Origin of the sequence: Paenibacillus sp. S28, assembly GCF_016624415.1 — a bacterium.
Classification (GTDB): Bacteria; Bacillota; Bacilli; order Paenibacillales; family Paenibacillaceae; genus Paenibacillus_AQ; species Paenibacillus_AQ favisporus.
Map to the genome: position 1 here is coordinate 50,869 of NZ_JACVTM010000001.1, position 23,230 is coordinate 74,098.

Annotated in this window: 19 protein-coding genes; 13 read left to right on the forward strand and 6 right to left on the reverse strand. The window is 51.6% G+C overall.

Going from position 1 to position 23,230, the window contains the following annotated elements; translation table 11 throughout:
* Nucleotides 1–35 precede the first annotated feature (35 nt).
* The gene (locus IAE55_RS00230; RefSeq protein ID WP_200630603.1) at nucleotides 36–800 is read left to right on the forward strand and encodes an SDR family oxidoreductase; all 765 of its coding nucleotides are present in this window, start codon (nucleotides 36–38) and stop codon (nucleotides 798–800) included.
* Nucleotides 801–882: 82 nt separating this feature from the next.
* On the opposite strand, the gene IAE55_RS00235 is transcribed toward IAE55_RS00230, so the two are convergent.
* The 3 genes from IAE55_RS00235 to IAE55_RS00245 form a co-directional block, all read right to left on the reverse strand.
* A complete protein-coding gene (locus IAE55_RS00235; protein WP_234489203.1) occupies nucleotides 883–1,233 on the reverse strand; it encodes a luciferase domain-containing protein in 351 nt (116 codons plus the stop codon).
* 42 nt (nucleotides 1,234–1,275) lie between these two features.
* Complete coding sequence (locus tag IAE55_RS00240) at nucleotides 1,276–2,157, reverse strand: haloalkane dehalogenase (protein ID WP_200630604.1); 882 nt, start codon at nucleotides 2,155–2,157, stop codon at nucleotides 1,276–1,278.
* A gap of 244 nt (nucleotides 2,158–2,401) precedes the next feature.
* Nucleotides 2,402–3,451 carry a permease gene (locus tag IAE55_RS00245; RefSeq protein WP_200630605.1) on the reverse strand — a complete coding sequence of 350 codons (1,050 nt, stop codon included), beginning with the start codon at nucleotides 3,449–3,451 and terminating at the stop codon, nucleotides 2,402–2,404.
* A 294-nt stretch (nucleotides 3,452–3,745) separates the two neighbouring features.
* Between IAE55_RS00245 and IAE55_RS00250 the strand changes: the two genes are divergently transcribed.
* The 11 genes from IAE55_RS00250 (at nucleotide 3,746) to IAE55_RS00295 (ending at nucleotide 18,814) form a co-directional block, all read left to right on the forward strand.
* Nucleotides 3,746–5,479 (forward strand): histidine kinase, encoded by a 1,734-nt coding sequence (locus IAE55_RS00250; RefSeq protein WP_200630606.1) that lies wholly within the window; start codon nucleotides 3,746–3,748, stop codon nucleotides 5,477–5,479.
* A 14-nt stretch (nucleotides 5,480–5,493) separates the two neighbouring features.
* Entirely contained in the window at nucleotides 5,494–6,828 is a 1,335-nt protein-coding gene (locus IAE55_RS00255) for a response regulator transcription factor (RefSeq protein WP_145156973.1), read from the forward strand.
* Between the two features lie 119 nt (nucleotides 6,829–6,947).
* Complete coding sequence (locus tag IAE55_RS00260; RefSeq protein WP_200630607.1) at nucleotides 6,948–8,678, forward strand: extracellular solute-binding protein; 1,731 nt, start codon at nucleotides 6,948–6,950, stop codon at nucleotides 8,676–8,678.
* 108 nt (nucleotides 8,679–8,786) lie between these two features.
* Nucleotides 8,787–9,677: an ABC transporter permease gene (locus IAE55_RS00265; protein WP_105443402.1), complete on the forward strand. Its 891-nt coding sequence runs from the start codon at nucleotides 8,787–8,789 to the stop codon at nucleotides 9,675–9,677.
* Between the two features lie 15 nt (nucleotides 9,678–9,692).
* Nucleotides 9,693–10,580: a carbohydrate ABC transporter permease gene (locus tag IAE55_RS00270; RefSeq protein ID WP_200630608.1), complete on the forward strand. Its 888-nt coding sequence runs from the start codon at nucleotides 9,693–9,695 to the stop codon at nucleotides 10,578–10,580.
* 18 nt (nucleotides 10,581–10,598) lie between these two features.
* Nucleotides 10,599–11,876, forward strand: a complete 1,278-nt coding sequence (locus IAE55_RS00275; RefSeq protein ID WP_200630609.1) for a Gfo/Idh/MocA family protein — start codon at nucleotides 10,599–10,601, stop codon at nucleotides 11,874–11,876.
* Between the two features lie 34 nt (nucleotides 11,877–11,910).
* Nucleotides 11,911–13,659: a glycoside hydrolase family 35 protein gene (locus IAE55_RS00280; protein ID WP_200630610.1), complete on the forward strand. Its 1,749-nt coding sequence runs from the start codon at nucleotides 11,911–11,913 to the stop codon at nucleotides 13,657–13,659.
* Nucleotides 13,660–13,937: 278 nt separating this feature from the next.
* On the forward strand, nucleotides 13,938–14,687 hold the full coding sequence (locus tag IAE55_RS00285) for a hypothetical protein (protein WP_145156978.1): 750 nt from the start codon (nucleotides 13,938–13,940) through the stop codon (nucleotides 14,685–14,687).
* An 85-nt stretch (nucleotides 14,688–14,772) separates the two neighbouring features.
* Nucleotides 14,773–15,801 (forward strand): hypothetical protein, encoded by a 1,029-nt coding sequence (locus tag IAE55_RS33680; protein WP_234489204.1) that lies wholly within the window; start codon nucleotides 14,773–14,775, stop codon nucleotides 15,799–15,801.
* Nucleotides 15,723–17,960, forward strand: coding sequence for an Ig-like domain-containing protein (locus IAE55_RS34195; RefSeq protein WP_325168584.1), 2,238 nt, complete (start codon nucleotides 15,723–15,725; stop codon nucleotides 17,958–17,960). Before IAE55_RS33680 ends, IAE55_RS34195 begins: the two co-directional genes overlap by 79 nt.
* A gap of 35 nt (nucleotides 17,961–17,995) precedes the next feature.
* A complete protein-coding gene (locus tag IAE55_RS00295; RefSeq protein WP_145156980.1) occupies nucleotides 17,996–18,814 on the forward strand; it encodes an endonuclease/exonuclease/phosphatase family protein in 819 nt (272 codons plus the stop codon).
* 155 nt (nucleotides 18,815–18,969) lie between these two features.
* Here IAE55_RS00295 and IAE55_RS00300 read toward each other — a convergent pair whose 3' ends face one another.
* The 3 genes from IAE55_RS00300 to IAE55_RS00310 form a co-directional block, all read right to left on the reverse strand.
* On the reverse strand, nucleotides 18,970–19,794 hold the full coding sequence (locus IAE55_RS00300; RefSeq protein ID WP_116230973.1) for a carbohydrate ABC transporter permease: 825 nt from the start codon (nucleotides 19,792–19,794) through the stop codon (nucleotides 18,970–18,972).
* 14 nt (nucleotides 19,795–19,808) lie between these two features.
* The gene (locus IAE55_RS00305; protein ID WP_234489277.1) at nucleotides 19,809–20,723 is read right to left on the reverse strand and encodes a carbohydrate ABC transporter permease; all 915 of its coding nucleotides are present in this window, start codon (nucleotides 20,721–20,723) and stop codon (nucleotides 19,809–19,811) included.
* An 84-nt stretch (nucleotides 20,724–20,807) separates the two neighbouring features.
* Entirely contained in the window at nucleotides 20,808–21,929 is a 1,122-nt protein-coding gene (locus IAE55_RS00310) for an ABC transporter substrate-binding protein (protein ID WP_234489205.1), read from the reverse strand.
* Between the two features lie 397 nt (nucleotides 21,930–22,326).
* Here IAE55_RS00310 and IAE55_RS00315 point away from each other — a divergent pair, with 397 nt between their 5' ends.
* On the forward strand, nucleotides 22,327–23,169 hold the full coding sequence (locus IAE55_RS00315) for a L,D-transpeptidase family protein (RefSeq protein WP_267917884.1): 843 nt from the start codon (nucleotides 22,327–22,329) through the stop codon (nucleotides 23,167–23,169).
* Nucleotides 23,170–23,230 lie beyond the last annotated feature (61 nt).

Below are 23,230 nucleotides of genomic sequence, written 5' to 3' on the forward strand. Positions count from 1 at the left end.
GGGTTTACAAACCACAGAAGAAGGAGTGAGCAGGTATGAAAAGATTGGAAGGAAAAACAGCTCTTGTGACTGGAGGAAGCCGGGGGATAGGAAGGGGCATCGCACTGCGTCTTGCCTCTGAGGGCGCGCTTGTCGCGGTTCACTACGGCAGCCGCAGGGATGCAGCGGACGAGGTCGTACGGATGATTGAGGAACAGGGAGGCCGGGCGTTTGCCATCGGTGCCGATCTTCACGACATCCAAGGTGTCCATCGTCTGCTTGAATCACTCGATGCAGAACTGACCCGGCGGACAGGCAGCCGCCAGTATGACATTCTGGTGAACAATGCCGGCATCGGAACATCGAAAACGATGGAAGAAACAACGGAGGCAGACTTCGACGAGGTGTTTGCCGTGAATGTGAAAGCGCCGTTCTTTCTCGTGCAGCAGTCGATGGATCGGCTGCGGGACGGAGGGCGGATTATCAATATTTCTTCAGGCGTGACCCGAATCGCATTTCCGCATATCATGTCCTACAACATGACCAAGGGGGCGGTGAACACCTTTACGCTGCACCTTGCGAAGCTGCTGGGTCCGCGCAGCATTACCGTAAACGCCGTGCTTCCCGGCATTATCGACACCGATGTGAACGCCTCTTGGCTGAACACGCCGGAAGCCCGTCAGGGAGCGGCGGAAATGTCCGCTCTTGGACGAATCGGAGAGGCCGCGGACGTCGCGGATGCCGTCGCTTTCCTGGCTTCGCCGGACGGCCGCTGGGTGACGGGGCAAATGCTCGATGCGACCGGAGGTTCGCATTTATAAGTGACCCGCGGTCATCGTTTTCCGTTCGGCACCATGGTTGCCACAAACAACCCAGAACCTCAAAGAAACAAGCGGCTGGATTTTAGCCGCTTGTTTCTTTTTCAAAGCTGGAACCATCTATCTTTTTCACCAGATATTCATACTTGAAGCGCAAAAGTTCAACTGCGTTGGTCATGTCCCTTTCAGACTTCAAATGAATGGATACCCAACCCGAATGAGGGAACATATGATGCGGGTTGGCAAGACCGGTGGCTACCACGTCATCCCGTTTCGATTTGGGCAAGAGCAGATCAACCAGATGGTCCCCATGTAAATGACCTATTTCTTTTCCCCCATAAAGAAACTCAATTCCGCCGAATCGGTGGGGGTTAACCGTTACACCTGTCCATGACAGCAATTCATCGGATAGGACTTCCCTTCGCGAAATGGTCATCTGATCATGTTCTCCTCTCCACAAGCAGATTTGGTCCAAGTTCTATTTCAGCCTTTTCAACCAAGAGGCAAGGGCTTCCCCAACCTTATCGGGGGCATCTTCCATCGGGTAATGAAGCCCTGGCACCGTCACTTCGGTCTGCTCGGGCCAACTACGGCAAAAATCCAGTTGGGACTGCGAAGTTCTTCCTGGTTCTGCATGGATGAATAATTTGGGGACGGGGCTGTGTGCCAACCAGTGGCCATAAGCCGCGACAATTTCATTCACCTCCGCCGTTGACTCGTCGTCAAAAGGAAGCTGCCTTGCCCAGGATAGCATCGGACGACGGCCTTCACCTGGTTCGGCAAAGGGCCGTTGATACTGCTCCAGCTCTTCCTTTGTTAACTGACGAATGACATTGACGGGAAGATTGACATTCAGGAACGAGTTTTGTTCCAGTATCATCTGTTCACCTTCTTCAGACCGCAGCGCTTGAAAAATGTTACGGCCTTGTTCCGGCATCTCGCTCCAGCTGCTGGATTTGATGATCGCTTCCATATACACGATACCGTCCACAGCGCCAGAATGCCGCCGCGCCCAATCAAATCCCAAAGCGGAGCCCCAGTCGTGTACGACGAAGGTGATCTTCTCATGAATCCCAAGTTTGTTAAGAAGCTCGTCGAGGTATTCCCGGTGCTGAACGAAGGTGTAGGCGTCCGGACCGCTAACCGGCAGTTTATCGGAATCTCCCATCCCGACTAAATCGGGGGCAATGCAGCGCCCGGCGTTTTGTGCGTAAGGAATAATGTTGCGCCATAGATAAGAGGAGGAAGGATTACCATGCAGGAAAACGATCGGATCACCACTGCCGACCTCTACATAAGCCATCTCTAAATCATATACCCGTTGACGCTTTTTTTCGTAAGAAAATGCTCCGCTAACCATACGTATCTCACCCTTCTGCTCACACCGCTGCTGTTGGGCACCGAGTGTGCATTTAGTTTTCATTTAGTTGACTTGTAAACTTAGTCTACGAAAATGATAACGCAATTAAGTTGAGTAGTCAACTAAAAAAACGTCTTAATTTTTCTTTGCCTCCCATTCATTTATCCAGCCCAAAGAAAAAAGCAATCCACCCACAAAATTCCTGTGGATGGATTGCTTTGATTTTATATGCGTTTCACCGCAATTACAGCAGCCAAGCGCCCAGCAGGCCGCTGATTAGTCCGGTCACGATGACCGCGCCGAACACGAACAGCAGCACTTTCCGCGGGAAGGACTTGGCCACGATCAGCATGGACGGCAGGCTGACTGCCGGGAGCGTCACGAGGAGCGCAGCGGCTGGGCCCGAACCGACGCCCAGGGACAGAAAGGACTGGATGATCGGAATTTCGGCAGCCGTCGGAATGACGAACAGCGTTCCGACGACGGCGAACAGGATAATAGCAGCGATCCCGCCACCTACCCATACCGGGAACAGGGTGGACTGGAAAGCACCCAGCAGCAGGACGGCAATCAGGTATGCCGGAACGACGCTGAGAAACATCAAGCCGAGGCTCTTGGCCCAGCGGACCAGAAAAGGTCCGCGGTCCGTTTCCTTGACAGCCGCTGCTTCTTCCAGCGGTTCTGGCACTTCGGAGGAACCGGCAAAGCGGTTCGCGAAGTAGCTCACGCCGAACGTCAGGGCCAGTCCCAGAACAATGCGCAGCAGTGTGAATTTCCAGGACAGCACGAAAGCCATGAAGATAAGCGTTGCCGGATTCAGCAGCGGGTTGCCGAGCCAGAAAGCGAGCGCCGCCCCGACGGACACGTTGCGCTTGCGCAGGCCGCTCGCAATCGGAGCGGCACAGCAGGTGCACATCATGCCGGGCAGGGAGGCGACCCCGCCGATCAGGGTACTCTTAAACGTCGTTTTGCCAAGCAGTTTATACAGCCACTGGACGGGCAGCAGCACCTGGACCAGCGAACCAAGCAGAATGCCGAGAACGGCCGCTTTCCACACCGACTTGAAGTACGTCTCCGCATAGGAAACCGCCGAGTTCCAGGAAGGCGCCGATCCGCCCGCTCCTAGAATGGACGATCCGATGCTGTGCTCAGCTGCGGCTTTAAATGCTTTTTGATAGTACGGCCACCATTTGACATATGACAAGCCGATGGCGGCGATGAGAATAAACAGAACCACAAGCCAAATCGTTTTTCTGTGATTCTGACGATGAATATTTGGACTAGCGGGTGACATGGTGATCTATCCTCCAAGCGTATTTAAAATGTGAGATGAAGCAATTCCTGCATATCAACCTAAGTTGCAAGCAATCCATTATATCATAAAACAGGACAAAACGGGGTAAAGGTCTGTGGGTTAGGCAGGACAGAGGACATTTATCATTCAAAAATGGAACAAGAGAAGGATGTGGACTGTTTTTGCTGAATTATTGTTCCAGGAGAAAAAAGAAGAATTTTATCGAAAAAAGAAAGTTTTATGAGTATGCTGAGGGCATGCTTATCGGCGACATTGGACTAACGGGGGTAGAGCATGAAGCTGCAATCTGCGGGAAAAGCATCGCGATGGTACGTGTATCAGAAAATCGTCATCGTTTTTATTTTATTTTTGCTTCCGCTCATTTCGATGAATATCTGGCTTAACTATAAGGGGATGTCCATCACCAAGGATGCGATTTTGAACTCATCTTTGGCAGGTGCGTCCTTCTACAGCAAGCAGCTCGATAAAGAAATGTACTTTATCCGAAACCTGCAGCTCCAGCTGTTAAATGACAAGGATCTGCAGAAGCTCAGCTTCCGCGGCAGCATGCTGGAAAATTATGAAGAGGTGGAGCTGATCGATCAGGTCCGGGACCGGCTTGCGACACTGACCGTTTCCAGCGAATATGTAGTGAATGCGGGCGTGTACGTCGAAGCCATCGGCAAAACGATTTCCACGGACTCAGGTGTGACCAATACGCCCAATGAGGAACTGAAGCTGATCTCGTCGCTCATGGCCGTTACGCCCAAACCATCGTTCTATAGGAGCGGAAGCCGGATTTTTTTCATCGAAACGGAAAATAACGGCGCGGTCTGGTCTTATATCGAGATTTCCAGACCCAAGCTGCTGGAGGCTTTAAAGGAAATCGCCAATTTGTATCCGCAATCCGAAGTGCTGCTCGGGGATAAAGAGGCGGGAACCGTTCTGACGACAGCGCAGGAGCAGGGGGAGTCCGCTGCGGTTTTGGGGCTTTTTGATGATGAAAGCCTGCATAATTCGAGTATGCCTGAGATGCGGAAGATGCACGGCGTGAACTATTTTATTACACCCAATGACGTCAGTTCGCTGCATTTATCGCTCATCATGTATGTGAATCAAAATGAGATCACGCGCCCGTTGAGCCAATTTATTACATGGTTCTACACCCTGTTTATCATCGCGATCATCGTGATGATTCTGTACTCTTTTTCCGTCAATCTAATGATCCACAGGCCCTTATCCAAACTGGTCAAGGCGTTTCATATGATCGAGACCGACAATTTGAACATTATGATCGAATCCAAAACGAAGGATGAGTTCCATTACGTGTTCAACAGCTTTAACAATATGGCACGCAAGCTCAAAAATTCGATCGAGGATAACTATGAGCAAAAAATAGCGCTGCAGCGCTCCCAGCTGAAGCAGCTTCAATCCCAGATCAATCCGCATTTTCTGTACAACAGCTTTTTTAATATTTACATGATGTGCAAGGTAGGCGATTCGGACAGCGCTGCTGAGCTCTCCCAGCGTCTCGGCAGCTATTACCAGTACATTACGAGAAGCGGTGCGGACGAGGTGCCTTTCGATAAAGAGTACCGACATGCGCTCGATTATTGCGATATTCAATGCATCCGTTTTTCCAATCGGGTGCATTTCGAATACGAGGAGCAGACGGATGTCCCCGCTACAATCACAGTGCCGCGGCTGATCATTCAGCCGATTGTGGAAAATGTGTTTGAGCACGCCTTTGAAGACGGCATGATGGAGGGGAAGGTCTACATCCGGACGGAATACCGGGAAGGGAAACTGTGCGTGACGGTCGAAGATAACGGGAATTTGGCTACCGATGCCATGATCGAACAGTTGAACACCAAGCTCGCCAGGGATTCAAAATCGATCGAGAACACGGGTTTGATCAACGTCAATAATCGCCTCAAGCTCAAGTACGGGCCGGAGAGCGGCTTAACGGCGTCAAGAAGCATGCATGGCGGCTTAAAAATCAACCTGACCATTATACCAGAGACATAAAAGGAGGCAGCATCATGTACCGATTGTTGATCGTGGATGACGAGCCGGTTATCGTAAACGGGCTGATTCAGCTTTTTCAGGAAAATACGGAATTCGAACTCGATGTATGTAAAGCCTATTCAGCCGCGCAGGCGCTGAGCATCGCCAAGAAGATGAAGCTCGACATATTGGTCAGCGATATCCGGATGCCCCAAAAAACCGGACTGCAGCTGGTCGACGAAATTGCTTATTATTGGCCGCACTGCAGAATCATTTTTCTGACCGGTTACAGCGAATTCGATTACGTACAGGCTGCACTGCGGAAGAGTGCGGACAATTACATATTAAAAACCGAGGGTATCGACCCGATTTTTCGGGCCGTTGGGGAAGCCTGCCATAAGCTTGACGAGGAGAACAGCCGCAGAATCCGGGAAGAAAAGGCCAGCATGCATTTTCAAATCGCCGCACCTGTCTTGAAAAATGAACGCATCAGAAGAATGCTGAAGGGGGAACCTGCAGCTTCGCTTCTGGCCGATCCCCGGTACGAGGAGCTGGATTTCCGGCTGAACGCAGAAGAACCGGCATTTTTAGTCATCGGCAGGATCGACAACCCGGAGGATTTGAAACCGCAGGAAGCGCTGGAATCCGTGCAAAGGGCGTTTCATAATAACCTGCCTGACTCGATCACCTGTGAGTCCTCCATATCGGATGAACATATCGTTGTGTGGCTGCTTCAGCCGCAGGCGGAACTGCTCGGCCGTTTCCTTCACCCTGATCCGGAGGCACAGGCTTGGAAAGGATTCATGGCGTATATGAAGGGGATCCTGGAACTGGTGCAAAATGAATGCGAAGGCCTGCTTGGCGCATCCGTGTCATTCGGCGTTTCCGGCGATTTAAGCAAGGGCTGGGAGACGATCCGCGACCAATACAGCGCGCTGCTCGGTGCACTGGAGTCCCGAGTCTCGTTCGGCCACAAGATGATCGTGATTGATATTGAGCAGGCCCATCAAGAATTTTCGCCGGACTCCGGGCAAATGAAGCAGGAAGACATGAAATCCTGGGTGATCAACCAGATTCAGAGCTTCATCCAGCACCATCTGTCCGGTGATGTGTCCCTGACCGCGATCGCGGAGCATGTCCATTTCAATCCATCTTACTTGTCGCGCTACTACAAACAGATGACCGGTCAAAATTTGCAGGATTACATCCAGTCGAAAAAGCTGGAATGCGCGCTTCACCTGATGCAGCACACCAATCTGAAGTTAATCGAAATCGCCGCCCGGGTCGGCTTCGATTCGCATTCCTATTTTACGACCTTTTTCAAGAAAAAGATGGGGGTTTCTCCCCAGGAATACCGAAACTCCAAATAGGTAAAAAAAGTGAAAGCAAAGTAAAAAACTCAAAATTGATAGCGCTTTCCTTCGGAATCTATAATGATGACGTGAAGCGATAACAAGATGACAGCATACAAAGGGGGAAGGCCATCAATATGAAATTACACAAGCCATGGAAATTGCTTTTGCTCGCCACGATTTCTCTTTCGTTATTCACGGCATGCTCGAGCCAGGGGAACGATTCGTCGGCAACCTCAGCCGCAGACCCGGCAGCCAAGGAAGAAACCAAGAGCACAGACGCACCGCCCGAACCGCTTGGCAAATACCCTGAAACGGTAACCGTAACGGAGGTGCTGGGTTATAACCCGCCAGAGGACCCGCGGACACCGAAAGGTATTACGCCTGACCAAAATGCTTACCTCAAAGATTTGAAAGACATGTTAAACATCGAGGTCAAGTACAAATGGACCGTTCCATCCAGCCAATTCGAGCAAAAATTCTCGCTCGCGATGGCTTCGGCCGACCTGCCGGACATTATGGAGCTGGACCAGAAAAACTTCGAAAAGCTGAAGAAGCAGGGCATGCTTGCTGATTTGACCGCAGCTTACAACGATTACGCTTCACCGGAATTGAAGAAATACATGGAGTCCGACGGCGGCTTTGCGATGAAGACGTTCTCCGAAGACGGTAAACTGCTCGGTATCCCTGCATTTGAAGACCCTTTCCTGTCGACGCAGCTGCTATGGCTTCGTAAAGACTGGCTCGACAACCTGAAACTGCAGCCGCCTGCGACGATGGATGACCTGGATAAGGTCGCGAAGGCATTTGTTGAGAACGACCCGGACCAAAACGGACAAAACGATACGTACGGCGTATCGCTGCAAAAAAATCTGTTCTTCTGGGCTTATGATCTGCGTGGTTTCTTTAACGGCTTCGGGGCGTATCCTTCGATTGGCGACAATCAATCCGCATGGATCAAGGACAGCAGCGGCAAGCTGATTCCCGGCTTGATTCAACCGGAAGTGAAGAACGCGCTTGGCAAGCTGCAATCCTGGTATAAAGATGGCATTTTGGACAAAGAGTTCGCTTTGAAGGACGAAAACAAGGCTGTCGAAGACATTACAGCAGGCAAAGTCGGCATCGTCTACGGGGAATGGTGGTATCCGAACTATCCGCTGAACCTAAACGTGGACAAGGATCCGAAGGCAGAGTGGATCGCCATTCAAATTCCGGGTCTGGACGGTCCGGGCAAATCGCTGGTGCCTAAGATCCGGAGCGGAAAAGTGTATGCTGTCAACAAGAAAATGAAAAATCCGGAAGCTGCCATCAAAATGATCAACTTCTACATCGAAAAAGGCAAAAAGAAATACATGGAACAAAACAAAGCGGAAAACGGATACGTCTATAACTGGTTTAATCCGCGGATCTATAACCCGGCCCAGATCGATACGATCTACACGGAAGTCAACAAGGCACTCGATGCGAAGCAGACCGAAATTACGCTGGATGACGAGAACTACAAAAATGTGGCCGATGTGTTCAAAGCAGCCCAGGATTACCTTGCAGGCAACACGGCCAACGCTTCCAAAGGCGTAAACTGGGGCCAATACTTCAGCCGCGCGGCGAAAGACGGCGGTTGGGGGATGACACGGAAGATCAAGGAAAGCGGAGCTTTCGTGAACAACGAGTTCTTCGGATTGCCGACGGAAACGCAGGTCGAAAAGGGCGCCCAGCTCGATAAGCTGATGCAGGAAGCGTTTACGAAGATCATCTTGGGCGGATCCCTGGACGATTTCGACAAGTTCGTTCAGAGCTGGAAATCCCTTGGCGGCGATCAAATTACCAAAGAGGTTAACGACTGGTACAGTCAGCAGGCTGCGAAATAATTCGATTCGCGATTGCCGCTAGCAATCCTGAAATGAAGTGAAACGGGAGGGAGCCTGCTTTAGTCCTGGCGATTCCTCCTGTTTACGATTGAACGGGGAGGTCCATCTGTGAGAACGCTGAAAAAGGAATATATCCTTCATCTCATGCTGCTGCCCGGCGTTATCGTGACGCTAATTTATGCCTACGGCCCAATGGCCGGTCTCGTCATGGCTTTCCAGCAGTTTGAGCCGCTGTCCGGCTTTTTTCATTCGAAGTTTGTTGGTTTTGACAATTTCAAATATGTATTTGCCATGCCTGATTTCAAGCAGGTGCTGTGGAATACGATCGTGATCGCGGTTATTAAAATGGTGCTGTTCCTGTTAGTTCCGTTAATCCTGGCATTGCTGCTGAATGAAGTCACCAAGCGGTGGTTTTCCCGCTTTATCCAATCGGCCGTATTTCTGCCTTTTTTTCTGTCCTGGACCGTTCTAGGCGGTGTCATTATCGAGCTGTTTTCCTTGAGTGGACCCGTTAACGGACTGATGACAGCCATGGGACTGAAGCCGATCATGTTCATGCTGGATAATGAGTGGTTCCGTGGAATTGTAATCGGCTCGGATGTCTGGAAAGGGATGGGCTATAACATGATCGTCATGCTCGCCGCCATTACCGGAATCAATGCCACGCTGTACGAAGCGGCCGAGGTTGACGGTGCGGGAAGATGGAAGCAGATGATTCACATAACGCTGCCGGGCATGGCACCGATATTGATATTACTCGGAGTCCTCAGCCTTGGCGGGATTTTGAACGCCGGATTTGAGCAGATCCTGATCATGTATAACCCGACCGTGTATGAGGGAGCGGATATCATCGATACGTTCGTATACCGGCTTGGTATGTTCAGTCAGCAATTCGGACCTGCCGCCGCCGTCGGACTGTTTAAATCCGCGATATCTTTGGTTTTGGTGTCGCTAACTTATTACGCGGCTTACAAATACAACAATTATCGCATTTTTTAAGCTGGAGGCAGAGAGATGCACAAACCCACTTTGAGCAGAAAAATGTTCGTCATTTTCAATTCGGCGCTGCTGACGGCGATTACGCTTCTTGGCATTATTCCGTTTATCCACCTTCTGTCCGTGTCCCTCAGTTCGAATACGGCGGCGATGGCCGGCGAAGTCAAACTGTGGCCGGTCGGCTTCAACTTTGACGCATACCGGTACCTGGGGCAAAAGGTAGAGTTTTTCCGTTCGCTTGGGGTTTCGATCGAGCGGGTAGCGCTCGGCACGGCGGTCAACATGTTCCTGTGCTTTATTTCGGCTTATCCGCTATCCAAGTCGGTCGACCAGTTTAAGTATCGGACGGTCTATGTCTGGTTCTTTGCGATTACGATGTTTTTCGGCGGAGGTCTCATTCCCACGTATATTATCGTGAAAAATACAGGTTTGATCGATTCCATCTGGGCGCTGATTTTGCCGGGCGCACTGAACGTATGGAACATGGTGCTGATGCTGAATTTCTTCCGCACCATTCCGCGGGAGCTGGACGAGGCGGCCACGATCGACGGCGCGGGACACTGGAGAATTTTATGGCGGATCTATTTGCCGGTCTCTTTACCTTCGATCGCGACCATCGGCCTGTTTACGATTGTCGGCCACTGGAACTCCTGGTTCGACGGCATCTTATATTTGAATTCGCCGGAGAAATACCCGCTGCAGACCTATTTGTCCACGCTCATTATGTCGATCAATTCCCAAATGACGTCCATTTCCATTGAACAAATCAAAGCGATGGAAAATTTGAGCGAGAAAACGCTGCAGACGGCGCAGATTTTTATGGGGGCGCTGCCGATCATGGTCGTATATCCGTTCCTGCAAAAATACTTCGTCAAAGGGATGACGGTCGGAAGCGTCAAGGAATAACGAAAGGGGAAAGAAGACGTGAAAAAAGTGAAAGTTGCCTTGATCGGAGCGGGCCTGCGCGGCATCAATTACTTGGAATACGCGCTGTCGCATCCGCATGAGCTTGAGGTAGTTGCCGTGGCGGAGCCGGTCAAGGAACGGAGGGAAAGCTTTCAGGCGAGGCACGGGCTGGAGGATTCGATGTGCTTTGAGCATTGGGACGATCTGTTCCAAGCTCCGAAGATGGCCGACGCCGTGCTGATCTGTACACAGGATCAACAGCATTTCGAGCCGACCATGCAGGCGCTGCAGGCAGGCTATCACGTGCTGCTGGAAAAACCGATGTCACCAGATCCCGGGGAATGCATCCGGATGGGGGAGATGGCTTCACAAGCCGGACTTGTGTTTTCCATCTGTCATGTCCTCCGGTATACGCCGTTTTTCCAGACGCTGAAAAGCTTGCTGGAAGATGGTGCGATCGGGCGGCTGATGTCGATCCAGCATAATGAGAATGTGGGGTACTGGCATCAAGCGCACAGCTTTGTCAGAGGGAATTGGCGCCGTAAGGAGGACTCCAGTCCGATGATTCTGGCCAAGTCCTGTCATGACCTGGATATTCTGCTGTGGCTTGCCGGTGCGGACTGCGTCAAAGTATCTTCCTTCGGCACGCTCAGCCATTTTACGGCATCCGAAGCGCCTGAAGGAGCTCCGCTCCGCTGTCTGGACGGCTGTCCGGTCGCGGATGAATGCCTCTATTATGCGCCCGATCAATATTTAACCGAGGATACGAACTGGCCGACGTCGGCCATCAGTGACGACATGAGCTACGAAGCCCGTTACAAAGCGCTGCAGGAAGGGCCGTACGGCAGATGCGTATATCACTGCGATAACGACGTCGTCGACCATCAGGTCGTGAATCTCGAGTTTGAGGGCGGCATCACGGCTGCGTTTACGATGAGCGCATTTACAAGAGACGTCAGCCGCACGATCAAGCTGATGGGCACGACCGGGGAAATCCGCGGAGCGATGGAGAAAAACGAAATCGAAATCATTCACTTCGGCAGTGGCAAAGTCGAACGGATTACGTTCGGGGACATGGGCGGCCATGTGGGCCATGGCGGCGGCGATATGAAGCTGATGAGCGATTTCCTCAAGCTGGTACGGGCGGACGCCAAGGCTCAAGGCCTTACATCTGCAGACCATTCCGTCCAGAGTCATCTGATGGCTTTTGCTGCTGAAGAGTCCAGAATTGCAGGCGAGATCATCCGTTTGAAGGAGTTTGAACAGCGTTACGCCGTCCGCGAGCCATCAGTTTAATACAATACCTTCAACCTAACCACAGGAGGAACTTATGTCTACGTTTCGATATTCGGGATCTGCTTTTTATATGAATGATGAGCCGGTTCAAATTTTGTCGGGAGCGATCCACTACTTCCGTGTCGTACCGGAGTATTGGGAGGACCGGCTCATCAAACTGAAAGCCTGCGGTTTGAACACCGTGGAAACGTATGTGCCGTGGAATTTGCATGAACCGCAGAAAGGGGAGTTCCAGTTTGAAGGCATCGCGGATCTGGTGAAGTTTATCGAACTGGCTGGCAGCCTCGGACTTTATGTTATCGTTCGGCCATCACCGTACATTTGCGCGGAATGGGAATTCGGGGGACTGCCTTCCTGGCTGCTGGCGGATTCGGATATGCGCCTGCGCTGTTACCATCAGCCGTTCCTCGACCATGTTGATGATTATTATGATGTGCTCCTTCCTAAGCTGAAGCCTCTGCTCTGTATCCAGGGAGGCCCGGTGATCGCGCTGCAAATCGAAAACGAATACGGGAGTTACGGCAACGACAAACCGTACTTGAACTATTTGAAAAACGCGATGATCAGCCGGGGGATGGACGTGCTTCTGTTTACTTCGGATGGCCCGGAAGACGCCATGCTCCAGGGCGGGATGGTGGAAGACGTACTTGCAACGGTCAATTTCGGCTCCCGCGCCCGGGAATCCTTCGAGAAGCTGCGGGAGTATCAGCCGGATGCGCCGGTCATGTGCATGGAATTCTGGGACGGCTGGTTTGACCACTGGCGTGAAGAGCATCATACCCGTCCGGCGGAAGACGCCGCTTTTGTTCTGGATGAAATGCTGAGCCTGGGAGCCTCCGTTAACTTTTATATGTTCCATGGGGGCACAAACTTCGGCTTCTGGAGCGGAGCCAACGGCCATACGGAAGACAGCTACGAGCCAACGGTCACCAGCTACGATTATGATGCGCTGTTAAACGAAAACGGTGAGCCGACGGACAAATATTTTGCCGTTCGTGACATCATCGCAAAGTATAAGCCGCTTGCAGCGGACGGGCTGCCGGACCCCATCGCCAAGCAAGCGTACGGTAAAGTGGCAATGACGGAGCTTGCTCCCTTGGCGGGCAATCTGGACCGGATTTCGGCGGCGGTGCGCTCTCCCTATCCCGAACCGATGGAGAAGCTCGGCCAGAACTACGGTTTTATTCAGTACAGTACGTTGATCCCCGGCCCGCGGCCTAAGGAGGAGCTGTACGTTCAGGACCTGCGTGACCGCGCTCTGGTCTATCTGAACGGGGAACTTGCCGGGACATTGGACCGCAGCGAGCCGGGTACGAAAATCGAGTTCGCGGTTCCGCCGGGCGGCGTCCAGCTTACGCTGCTCGTGGAGAATATGGGCCGGATCAATTATGGCCCGTATATGAAAGACAGAAAGGGGATCACCGAGGGCGTGCGGCACGGAAGGCAGTTTTTATCGGACTGGACGACGTACCCGCTGCCGTTAACCGACTTGTCCGGTCTCGATTTTCACGCACTGCAGCCGCAGCAAGGCCCTGCCTTTTACCGTGGGGAGCTGCAGGTTTACGAACGGGCAGACACCTTTCTGAGCTTGAACGGCTGGACCAAAGGCGTCGTATTTATCAACGGCTTCAACCTGGGCCGGTATTGGAGCATCGGGCCGCAAAAAACGCTGTATGTGCCGGGGCCGCTGCTGCGGGAGGGTGCCAATGAAATTGTCATTTTCGAATTATACGGCACGGAACTGCCGGAAATTGATTTTGTTGAGCAGCCGGATTTAGGATAGTCGTTTTATGGGTCTGGAACCAGCTCTTTGCAACTCTAAGTTTGATCATTGATCAGGCTTAGAGTTTTTTCGTTGAGCCGGCCTTGTGTTTTGAATCCAAAGCTTAAGAGATCCCGATATATCCACCCATCAGATCCATGAGGTAAAGAAAGTGAAAGGTTTGTAAAGATCGCGAAATGGATGCGCTTTCTTTCGGGCTTTATAATGATATAACACGTCAAAGATTAAAGGCGATGTTGATTACAGCATGATAAAAAATAGGCTGGCGAGGGATGTATATGGTTAAAATCATTCATCATTTTGGCAGTCCCAAATGGCTGTTTACGGCCGGATTGTTGGTCTTAGGTTCTGTGATCGTTATATTCACCGCGGGGTCCGGGTTTTCCAAGACGAAGCATCACGCTGAGGTGATCGCGACGGTAAACGGTGTACCCGTTCATGTCAACGAATTCCGCAGAGCCATCACTGCAAATAAAGCTGGAGTCATCAGCTACTTTTATGAAAAATATGGCGCTGAGCCGTCGCCGGCGTTTTGGACCACGTCTTACGGAGGAGAATTTCCGCTGGAGATGATCAAAAAAAGAGCGCTGGAAACAAGTGTGAACATCAAAATTCAGCAAATCATTGCGCAGGAGCAGGGAGTGCTGCGGGATATCGATGAGGACAGTTTTGTACAATCCCTCGAGCGTGAAAACAAGAGAAGGCAAAAGGCGATCCGCGATCATCAGGTTGTTTTCGGACCCGCCTCCTACAGTGAGGATGCTTATTTTGAATACGTCATGACAAACGCAATCGTATCCGTCAAAAACCATCTGATGGAGCAGGATTGGAAGCCCGATGAACAGCAGCTGAAGCGGTTTTACGAGTCTCGAAAAAGCGCGGAAACGAAGGATCAGGCATTTGACGCTGTGAAAGACCAAGTAGTCAAAGACTACATCGACTATAAATACGAGCGCTATGTCCGCGAACGCATCTCCGAAGCAAAGGTCGTCGTGAATCAGGGACCATACGATTCGTTTCAAATGTAACGATGTAACGCCTAATCGGCTTTACATACATGATAAAACGAAAGGATGATGCTTTTTGAGGAAATGGGGAGGTAAAGTGTTCTGCATGACTTTGATTTTGATTGTCTCCATGGTATGTTCTTTCTTCACCGCTTTGCCGCAGGCCGCGATGGCATCCGGCACGACTTACTACGTAGACCGTACGGGAGGAGATGACCGGAACAACGGAACAAGCCAAGATTCCGCCTGGAAGACATTGGACAAAGTCAATGCGACCACCTTTTCACCGGGGGACAAGATTCTGTTTAAAGCCGGGGAAAGCTGGAATGGCAGGCTGTGGCCTAAAGGCTCGGGCGAACAGGGGAGTCCCATCATCATTGATAGGTATGGGGAAGGCAGCAAGCCGTTAATCGCCGGCGTATCGTCAGAGCTGGAAGCTGTCTTTTTGAAAAATCAGCAGTACTGGGAGATCAACAATTTGGAAGTGACGAACAGCTCCCCACTGCCATTTGACAGGGACTGGGAAAACCCGCGCGGACAACGGCGAGGCGTCTACATCTTAAACGAAGAAGCGGGACTGCTGCACCATATTCATATCAAAAATTTAAACATTCATGATGTAGACGGTTCTTATACGACTCGATCCGGCGGAATTATTGTCGACTCGGTCGGGTCAACGACGCCCAGCGCTTTTGACGACGTCCTGATTGACGGTAATATGCTGACGGACGTGGATGCCTATGGCATTTACATCGGCTCCAACTGCATCCTGCGTAACGGAATGGGCGATTTATGGCCGTGGGTGCCGAAGCCTTACGGGCCTTGGACGCCTTCGACTCGTGTGAAAATATCCAACAACACCGTCCTCAGAGCCGCAACGGGAGGAATTGCCTGGAACGTAACCGATGGAGCGGTTGTCGAGCGCAATACGGTAGGGCAGGCTACATACCTGGCAACCAATGCTTCCATTTGGTGGGCCTATTCGGACAACAATTTGGTCCAATTCAACGAATCATTTGCCAGCGTCAACTCGCTGAAGACGGTCACGGCTTCGACGTGGACGCAGGAAACATCGGTTCGCTCGTACAGTATAACTACAGCCATGATAACGCAGGCGGATTTATGCTGTTTGTAAACGATACGTATGACACGATCAATACGGTCGTAAGGTATAACATCAGCCAGAATGACCGAAAAAGCATTTTCCGGTACAGCGGATCGATCGATAACGTGTATAACTACAATAATACGGTTTACGTCGGAAAAGCATCCGGCAACCCAGTCATGAGCGATTATTTCACCAAGGCTTCCGGCGCTCCGCGCAACATCAAAAATTATAACAATGTCTATTACAGCTTAGGGGATAAAGGCTGGGATTTGAGGGGGCAAACTTTCGACTATAACGCGTATTACGGGGGGAACACGCTCGTTCAGGCCGATGCCCATGGGGTAACCGGCGATCCGAAATTTGCGAATCCCGGCAGCGGAGCGGATGGGATGAATACCGTCGACGGTTATAAGCTGCTGACCGATTCTCCTTTGATCGGTGCAGGCATTCGCATCAATGAAAACGGAGGCAGGGACTACTTCGGCAATCCGTTATACAATGAGGCTCCGGATATCGGCGCACACGAATACGAAGGCAGCGTGCCTCCAGCCGGTTCTATACCAGATCCCATCGACGTCGTTCAGATCCGGCCGGTCAGCACGCCTGTCGATGACTTGGCTCCGCAGGCTGCCGCAAGCACGACATTTCGTTCTTCGTCTTCACAGCCGATTGAAAATATCAATGATAAATTTTATGATACCGCTTGGTCTACCGAGGCTTCGCCTTCTTTTCCGGGATATATCACGCTTGACTTTGGCGGTCAAACCATTTCTGCCAATCAATTGAAGATCAATACGAGATTCGGTCAGGAATCGGGGATGACGGACTTCGATCTGGAATACGACAACGGTTCAGGATGGGTGCCTATTCGAAGGGATATTCATCTGTCCTGGGATTTGAATAACGGCTCGAATGAGATCAAATCTGTAGAGTTTCCGCTTACCCGTTTTTCCAAAATCCGATTGAAGGTGCATGGAGGAAATGCGCAGTCCGGCAGGATCACGCTGAACGAACTAGAACTATATAACAATCCGGATTTATCCAAAGACATGGTCACCACGTCCTTCCCTACTGGAGCGGGCACGATCACAAACATTATCGACAACAATTTGAACTCGGCATGGGGAAGCGACGTCAACATAACCTTCCCGGGATATATTACGCTCGATTACGGGCATGATCCGGTACCTGTCAACAAGGTCACGTTGGTTACCTTTTTCGGCATAGGTCAAGGGATTACCAAGTTTGATGTGGAGTATTACGACGGCAGCGGCTGGCTAACCGCATTTCCTGGTGCATCGGTCGAATGGAAACTTAACGACAGCACCAAAGAAAGCCAAGCCGTCACGTTTCCGACCGTTCATGCTTATAAACTGCGGCTGAAAGTGAATGATGCGAACCGGGTATGGGGCAATATCGCGCTAAATGAGCTTATCGTTGAGCATACCCCTGAACACGTACCCGTCACCGGTATTTCGATCGACCGACCGGAGATCGTTTTTAATGCGTCTTCCGATCGCAGTGCGGCACTGCAGGCTGCCGTTAGTCCAAGCAACGCGACCAATAAAAAAGTCAAATGGATTACCGATGATGATCAGGTGGTTGAGGTAGACGCTGAAGGACGGGTGAAGGCAGTAGGGGAGGGGAAAGCTGTTATTACGGCAACGACGGAAGATGGGGGGTTTCAGGCTGCGAGCCAAATAACCGTCGATTGGACAGCCCCCGAGATCAGGCTGGGCCCTGTGACTACATCTGAATTCACGTCTGGTACGTTCCAACCGCGATTTGAAATATCGGATGCCTTGACAGGTGTCGATAACGCGAAAACGGAAGTCCTGCTGGATGGAAAAGTTCTGACGGATGTAAAAGACACGCCAATGTACGAGCTGGCTCTGGGAGCGCATACGTTCACTGTTAAAGCCAGCGATTTGGCGGGGAATACGAGCGCAAAGTCCGTTGATTTTGAAGTGAAAACAAGCAACGCGGCTCTCGAGGAATTGGTTCAGCGTTTCGCAGAAGCCGGCTGGATTGACAACAAAGGAATTGCGAATAGCTTGCTGAAAAAGCTGCAGAATCAAAATGTAAGCAGCTTTATCCATGAAGTCAACGCTCAAAAGGGAAAACATGTATCCACCGACGCTGCGGAGTACCTGCTTCGCGATGCGGAGTCGCTTCTTCATGAATAGAAGTCGTTATCTAACCTTTGAAGGGAGAGTTAATCATGAAAAAACACTTCATCACATCGATCGTCAGCCTGCTGATCGTATCTTTGTTCTCAACGAGCGCCATGGCGGCTGGTCACGGGAATGGCAAGGAAATTCGCACAACCGTGATGTCGTACAACATACATCATGGTGTCGGTTTGGATGAACAGCTTAGCCTGAAACGAATTGCGGATGTGATCCGGGATTCCGGCGCGGAGATCGTTGGCCTTCAGGAAGTGGACCGGTTTTTCGGGGAGCGGAGCGACTTTCAGGACCAAGCCAAGGAATTAGCAGGCTTGCTCGGCTATCACTACGCATATGGTGCCAATCTGGATTGGGAACCGGCGGAAGGCCAGATGAACAACCGTCAATATGGAACTGCTATTCTGAGCAAGTATCCGATCCTCCGCTCTGACAATGTGCTGCTCAGCAGCTTCGGCGATGAGCAGCGGGGCGTTCTGCATGCGGTGGTCAATTTACGGGGAGTTCATGTGGATGTGTATAATACGCATCTGGGACTCGATGCCGCAAGCCGGAAGGCGCAGGTGCAGGAAATCGTTAACCTGGCTTCCACGGCTAAGGGACCAAAGCTTCTCACGGGCGATTTTAATGCGGAACCTGGCAGTTCGGAGGTTCAAGCTCTGTTAGACAGCGGTTTATTCGTCAACAGCTTTCAAGGCGTTGAGGATGCCTATACGTTTCCGGCCGACCAGCCGTCCGAAACGATCGATTACATCGTAACCTCGCCTCAAGTTCAGCATTCGAATCCACGAGTGATCGCTACGGAAGCTTCAGATCACCGGCCGATCGCTGTCGACGTTGCGTTCAAGCGATAATGGCCCCATGATAGGACTGCTTATAAACAGCGTGAAAACCCGCCCGGATGGGCGGGTTTTCCTTTTTCCATTTGCCAAGGGTTCTTTTGACAGAAGCCCACAGTTTATAGGGACTGGCATAAGACTTCCCTTTTCAATAAGTACTGGCAAGCCCGTCAGCTTTTGATCGCCCCGGCTGCGATGTCGGAAATAAACTGCTTGCTGACAAACAGGAACAAAATGATGAGCGGAATGACGGCGAGCAGCGTGCCCGCGATGACCATCGCATAATCGGTCACATAAATTCCGTTCAGGGAGGAGAGCGCCACCTGCAGCGTAAATTTACGCTCGTCGTTTAGAATGATCAGCGGCCAGAGATAATCGTTCCAGGAACCGATGAAGGTGAACGCTCCCAGGAAGGACAACGCCGGGCGAAGGATCGGGATCGCGACGTTCCAATAGAGCCGGAAGAAGCCGCAGCCGTCGATGCGGCCGGCATCCAGCAGTTCGGAAGGAACGGATTCTTCCGCGTACTGGCGGATCCAGAAAATGCCGAAGGCGTTGGCCATGCCGGGAATGATCAGCGCCTTGAAGGAGCCTACCCACCCGAACTTCGCCATGATGACGAAAGAAGGAACGAGCGAGAGCTGCGACGGCGCCATCATCGTGGCGAGCAGCAGGACAAACAGCCACTTTTTGCCGGGAAACTTGAATTTCGCAAACGTAAAGCCTGCAAGGGAATCAAAGAACAGGACCAGCAAAGTACTGCAGCAGGCCACAAACAGCGTGTTGAGAAACGCGCCGAAGAAATCGATGTTCTGAAACACTCGCGTCACATTGCTGATGAACTGCGTCCCGAACCAGAACTTGGGCGGGAAGCTGTAGATTTCCGCAGTGGTACGTGTAGCCATGACGGCCAGCCAGTAAAAAGGAAAAATGGAAACGATGAGTCCGACGATCAATCCGAAATACAGCAGGATAGAAGACTTCCTTTTAACCATGCTTATCACCCCGTTTATTCATCTTTGGCACCGCCGCCCTGAACTACCCGCCAGTTGAAGATCGAGATGAGGGCAATCAATATGAACATGCCCCAGCCGACGGCCGAGCCGTAACCGAAGTAATTGTTCACGAATGCCTCGCGGTACAGGTAGAGAACGATCGTCAGACCTCCGCCGCTGACGCCGCCGTCGTTGCCGACGAGCACTTGCGATTCGGTGAAAATCTGCATGCCTCCGATGGTTGAAGTAATGACGGTAAAAAGAATGATAGGCCGTAAATTCGGGATTGTGATGCGGAAAAAGGACTGGATGCCGGTGGCTCCGTCAATTTTGGCGGCCTCATAGAGGACCGTAGGTATGCTCTGGAGTCCCGCCAAATAAATGATGGCATTGTAACCGACCCAGCGCCAAATGACCATGATAGATACGGCCAGCTGGATGCCCCAGGTTTTGTTCAGCCATTCCACAGGGGAAATCCCGAACAGGGACAGGAAATAATTCAAAAGTCCGTAGTTGTTGGAGAATACGGTACTGAACACAATCGCCACCGCAACGAGTGAAGTGACGTTCGGCAGAAAGTAACCGATCCGGAAGAAGGTACGGAACCGCACGAACGACGCATTCAGCAAAAACGCAATGATGAGCGCGAAGAACAGCATCGGAATGGTCGAATAAATCCAGATCAAAAGTGTGTTGCCGACCGCCTTCCAAAATTCCGGATCGGTGACCATGAACTGATAATTGTTCAGACCGTTAAAGGTCATGACGCCGATGCCGTCCCATTTTTGGAAAGAAAGATACATCGAGAACAGGATCGGGAACAAGCCGAAGACGGCAAACAAAATATAGAATGGGGAGATGGCCAGGTATTCTTTCCGGTGCTTCCATATTTCAGACCCCAATCTCCGCTTCCGCTCCGGCGACTGCATGGAGCTGCCGGGATCGAATTGAGTTCGCTTCTGTAATGGTTGACCCATAAGACTCTACCTCCATTGTCGGGATGGTATGACCGTTTAACGCAGCAGCTCCTTTTTCACTCTGGATAGTGCATCGTTCCATGCCTTATCCGGGTTTTTGCCCTGAAGGGCGACCGATGACAGCTCGCGGCTCACGATGCCGTTCAGGTTGGCGTATTTCGTGCCGAAATAGGAGGGCTTCACGTTGCGCGCGGACTCCGTAAAAATCTCACCGGTAGCCTGCCCGCCGAAAAAGTCCTCTTTCTGCTTCATGACGTCCGAATCGAGCGCCTTGGAGGCGGATGGGAACAAGTTAAGTTCCTTGAAGCTGGTTACCTGGTTTTCGGGATTCAGGAGCCAGCTCATCACCTCAAAGGATTCTTTCGGGTATTTACTCGTTTTCATAATAGCGAGGAACGAGCCGCCGTTGTTGCCGTCTCCGCCCGGAGCTCTCGCGACGCGCCATTTACCCGCCGTATCCGGGGCCGCGTCCATCAGGATTTGCTTCGCCCATACGGCGCTCACGAAGGAAGCGATTTTGCCGTTGTTCATCGCGGCGTTCCACTCGGAGGAGAACGTGCTGGCATTGGCGAGCAGCCCCATTTGAGAGGCTTTGACCGCCAGGTCCCATGCCTTCTTCATGGAGGAGGAAGGATCCTCACCGATGAAATTTTCATTTCTATCAAAATAAATTTTATCCGACTGTGCATTGACCTGGCTGTAGACTTGGCCGATGTTGTCCAGCAGCTTCACCTTGCCGCCGAGCGCCTTCTGCAGCTTCTCGCCTGCGGCGAAATAGTCCTCCCAAGTGCCCATCATCTGATGAACCTCTTCCGGATCGGTCGGGAGCCCCGCTTGCTCGAACAGGTCCGCACGGTAAAACAATGCGGTCGGGCCCGTGTCGATCGGCATGGCGATCATTTCGCCCTTCGGCGTGACCCCAAGCTGCCATTTCCAGTCCAGGTAGTCCCCTTCGATGTCCTTCGCTCCGAGATCATACAGGTTGTAGAAGCGGTCGGCGCTTGGGAACAGCTCGGTGACCCAGTCGTTAAAGGCGACGATATCCGGACCGCCACTGCCGGCAGCGAGCGTCGTTTTCAGCTTGGATTTGAAGTCGCCCCCGATTTTTTGGGCGTTGATGCGAATTCCCGGAAACTGCTTCTGGACCGCGTTGATCAAATTATCGTCCAGACTCCGGTTCCAGTACCAAAGAGTAAGCGTTTTCACTTTGCTATTAGATGAAGACCCGCTAGAACATCCGCTAACCATGAAAGCAACAAGCAATAAACACGTTAATAAGATTCGGTATTTTGCCATCGTTTTCGGCCTCCCATCGCGGCTATATGGTACTGCAGCAGCATCATCACTCCTTTAAATCCCTAAAATGTGTCCGTTCTAGGAACATTATAAACGCTTACAAAACATTTTGGAACCGCTTGCTTGAAATTAGACGGTCGTAGGACATCGCCCCCGCGCCATATATTGAATATGGGTTTACCATCTGAAGGGAGGGAGTTCGCCACTGTCAGTCCGCAGCCTTTATCGCCGTTATGCCGCGGCAGCACTCGTTCTAGTTCTGTCCTTTTGCTGGATGTTTCCGGCCGGGGCCGAGGCAAAAATTGCCTCGCAAGACCTCATTATCGTCAATAAAAAGACGAATAAATTGGCATATTTTAGCAGTGGGGAGTTGGTCAAGGAGTTCAGGGTAGCGACGGGAAAGTCGCCTGAACTGACGCCTGAAGGAACGTTCGAAATCGTCAACAAGATCAAAAACCGTCCGTATTACAAAGAAAAAATTCCCGGGGGGGATCCCCGCAATCCGCTCGGCGACCGTTGGATCGGCCTCAATGTCAACGGGACGATGGGGACGACGTACGCCATCCACGGCAACAGCAACAAAAACTCGATCGGAAAGTACGTCAGCGCGGGATGCATCCGCATGTACAATGACGAGATCCACTGGCTGTTCGAGCAGGTGCCCCTGCATACGATGGCTATTATAACAACCTCCAGCCAAAGTTTTGAAACGATCGCCCAAAATCACGGCTATGCAGTGGGTGTGCAGTCGTTTGACGGTAAGCTGGTAGTGAATGGAAGGGAAGCTCAGCTGAAGCAGGATTTGATCATGGTCGATTCCCGCATCTACATTCCGCTCCGCGCCTGCTTCGAACTGCTGGGCGGGACGGTTGAATGGAACGCCAGCACCCAAACGGTGACGGTCCACACGGGAAATCGCAAGATTACCCATAAGGCGCTCTCCGGCAAGGCTGTCGTGAACGGCAAAACGGTAAACATCACCGCCTCCCGGTTCCAGGGGAATTCGCTGATGCTTCCGCTTCGCAACATGTCGGAAATATCCGGTTACTCGGTCGTGTGGGACGGAGCCTCCAATACGGTGAACCTAACAACGGGCAAATAAGCCCGAGCCGCGCGCATGCGCGGTTTTTTTTTGCGCTGTTAGCCTGGGAAAAACAGGGTTG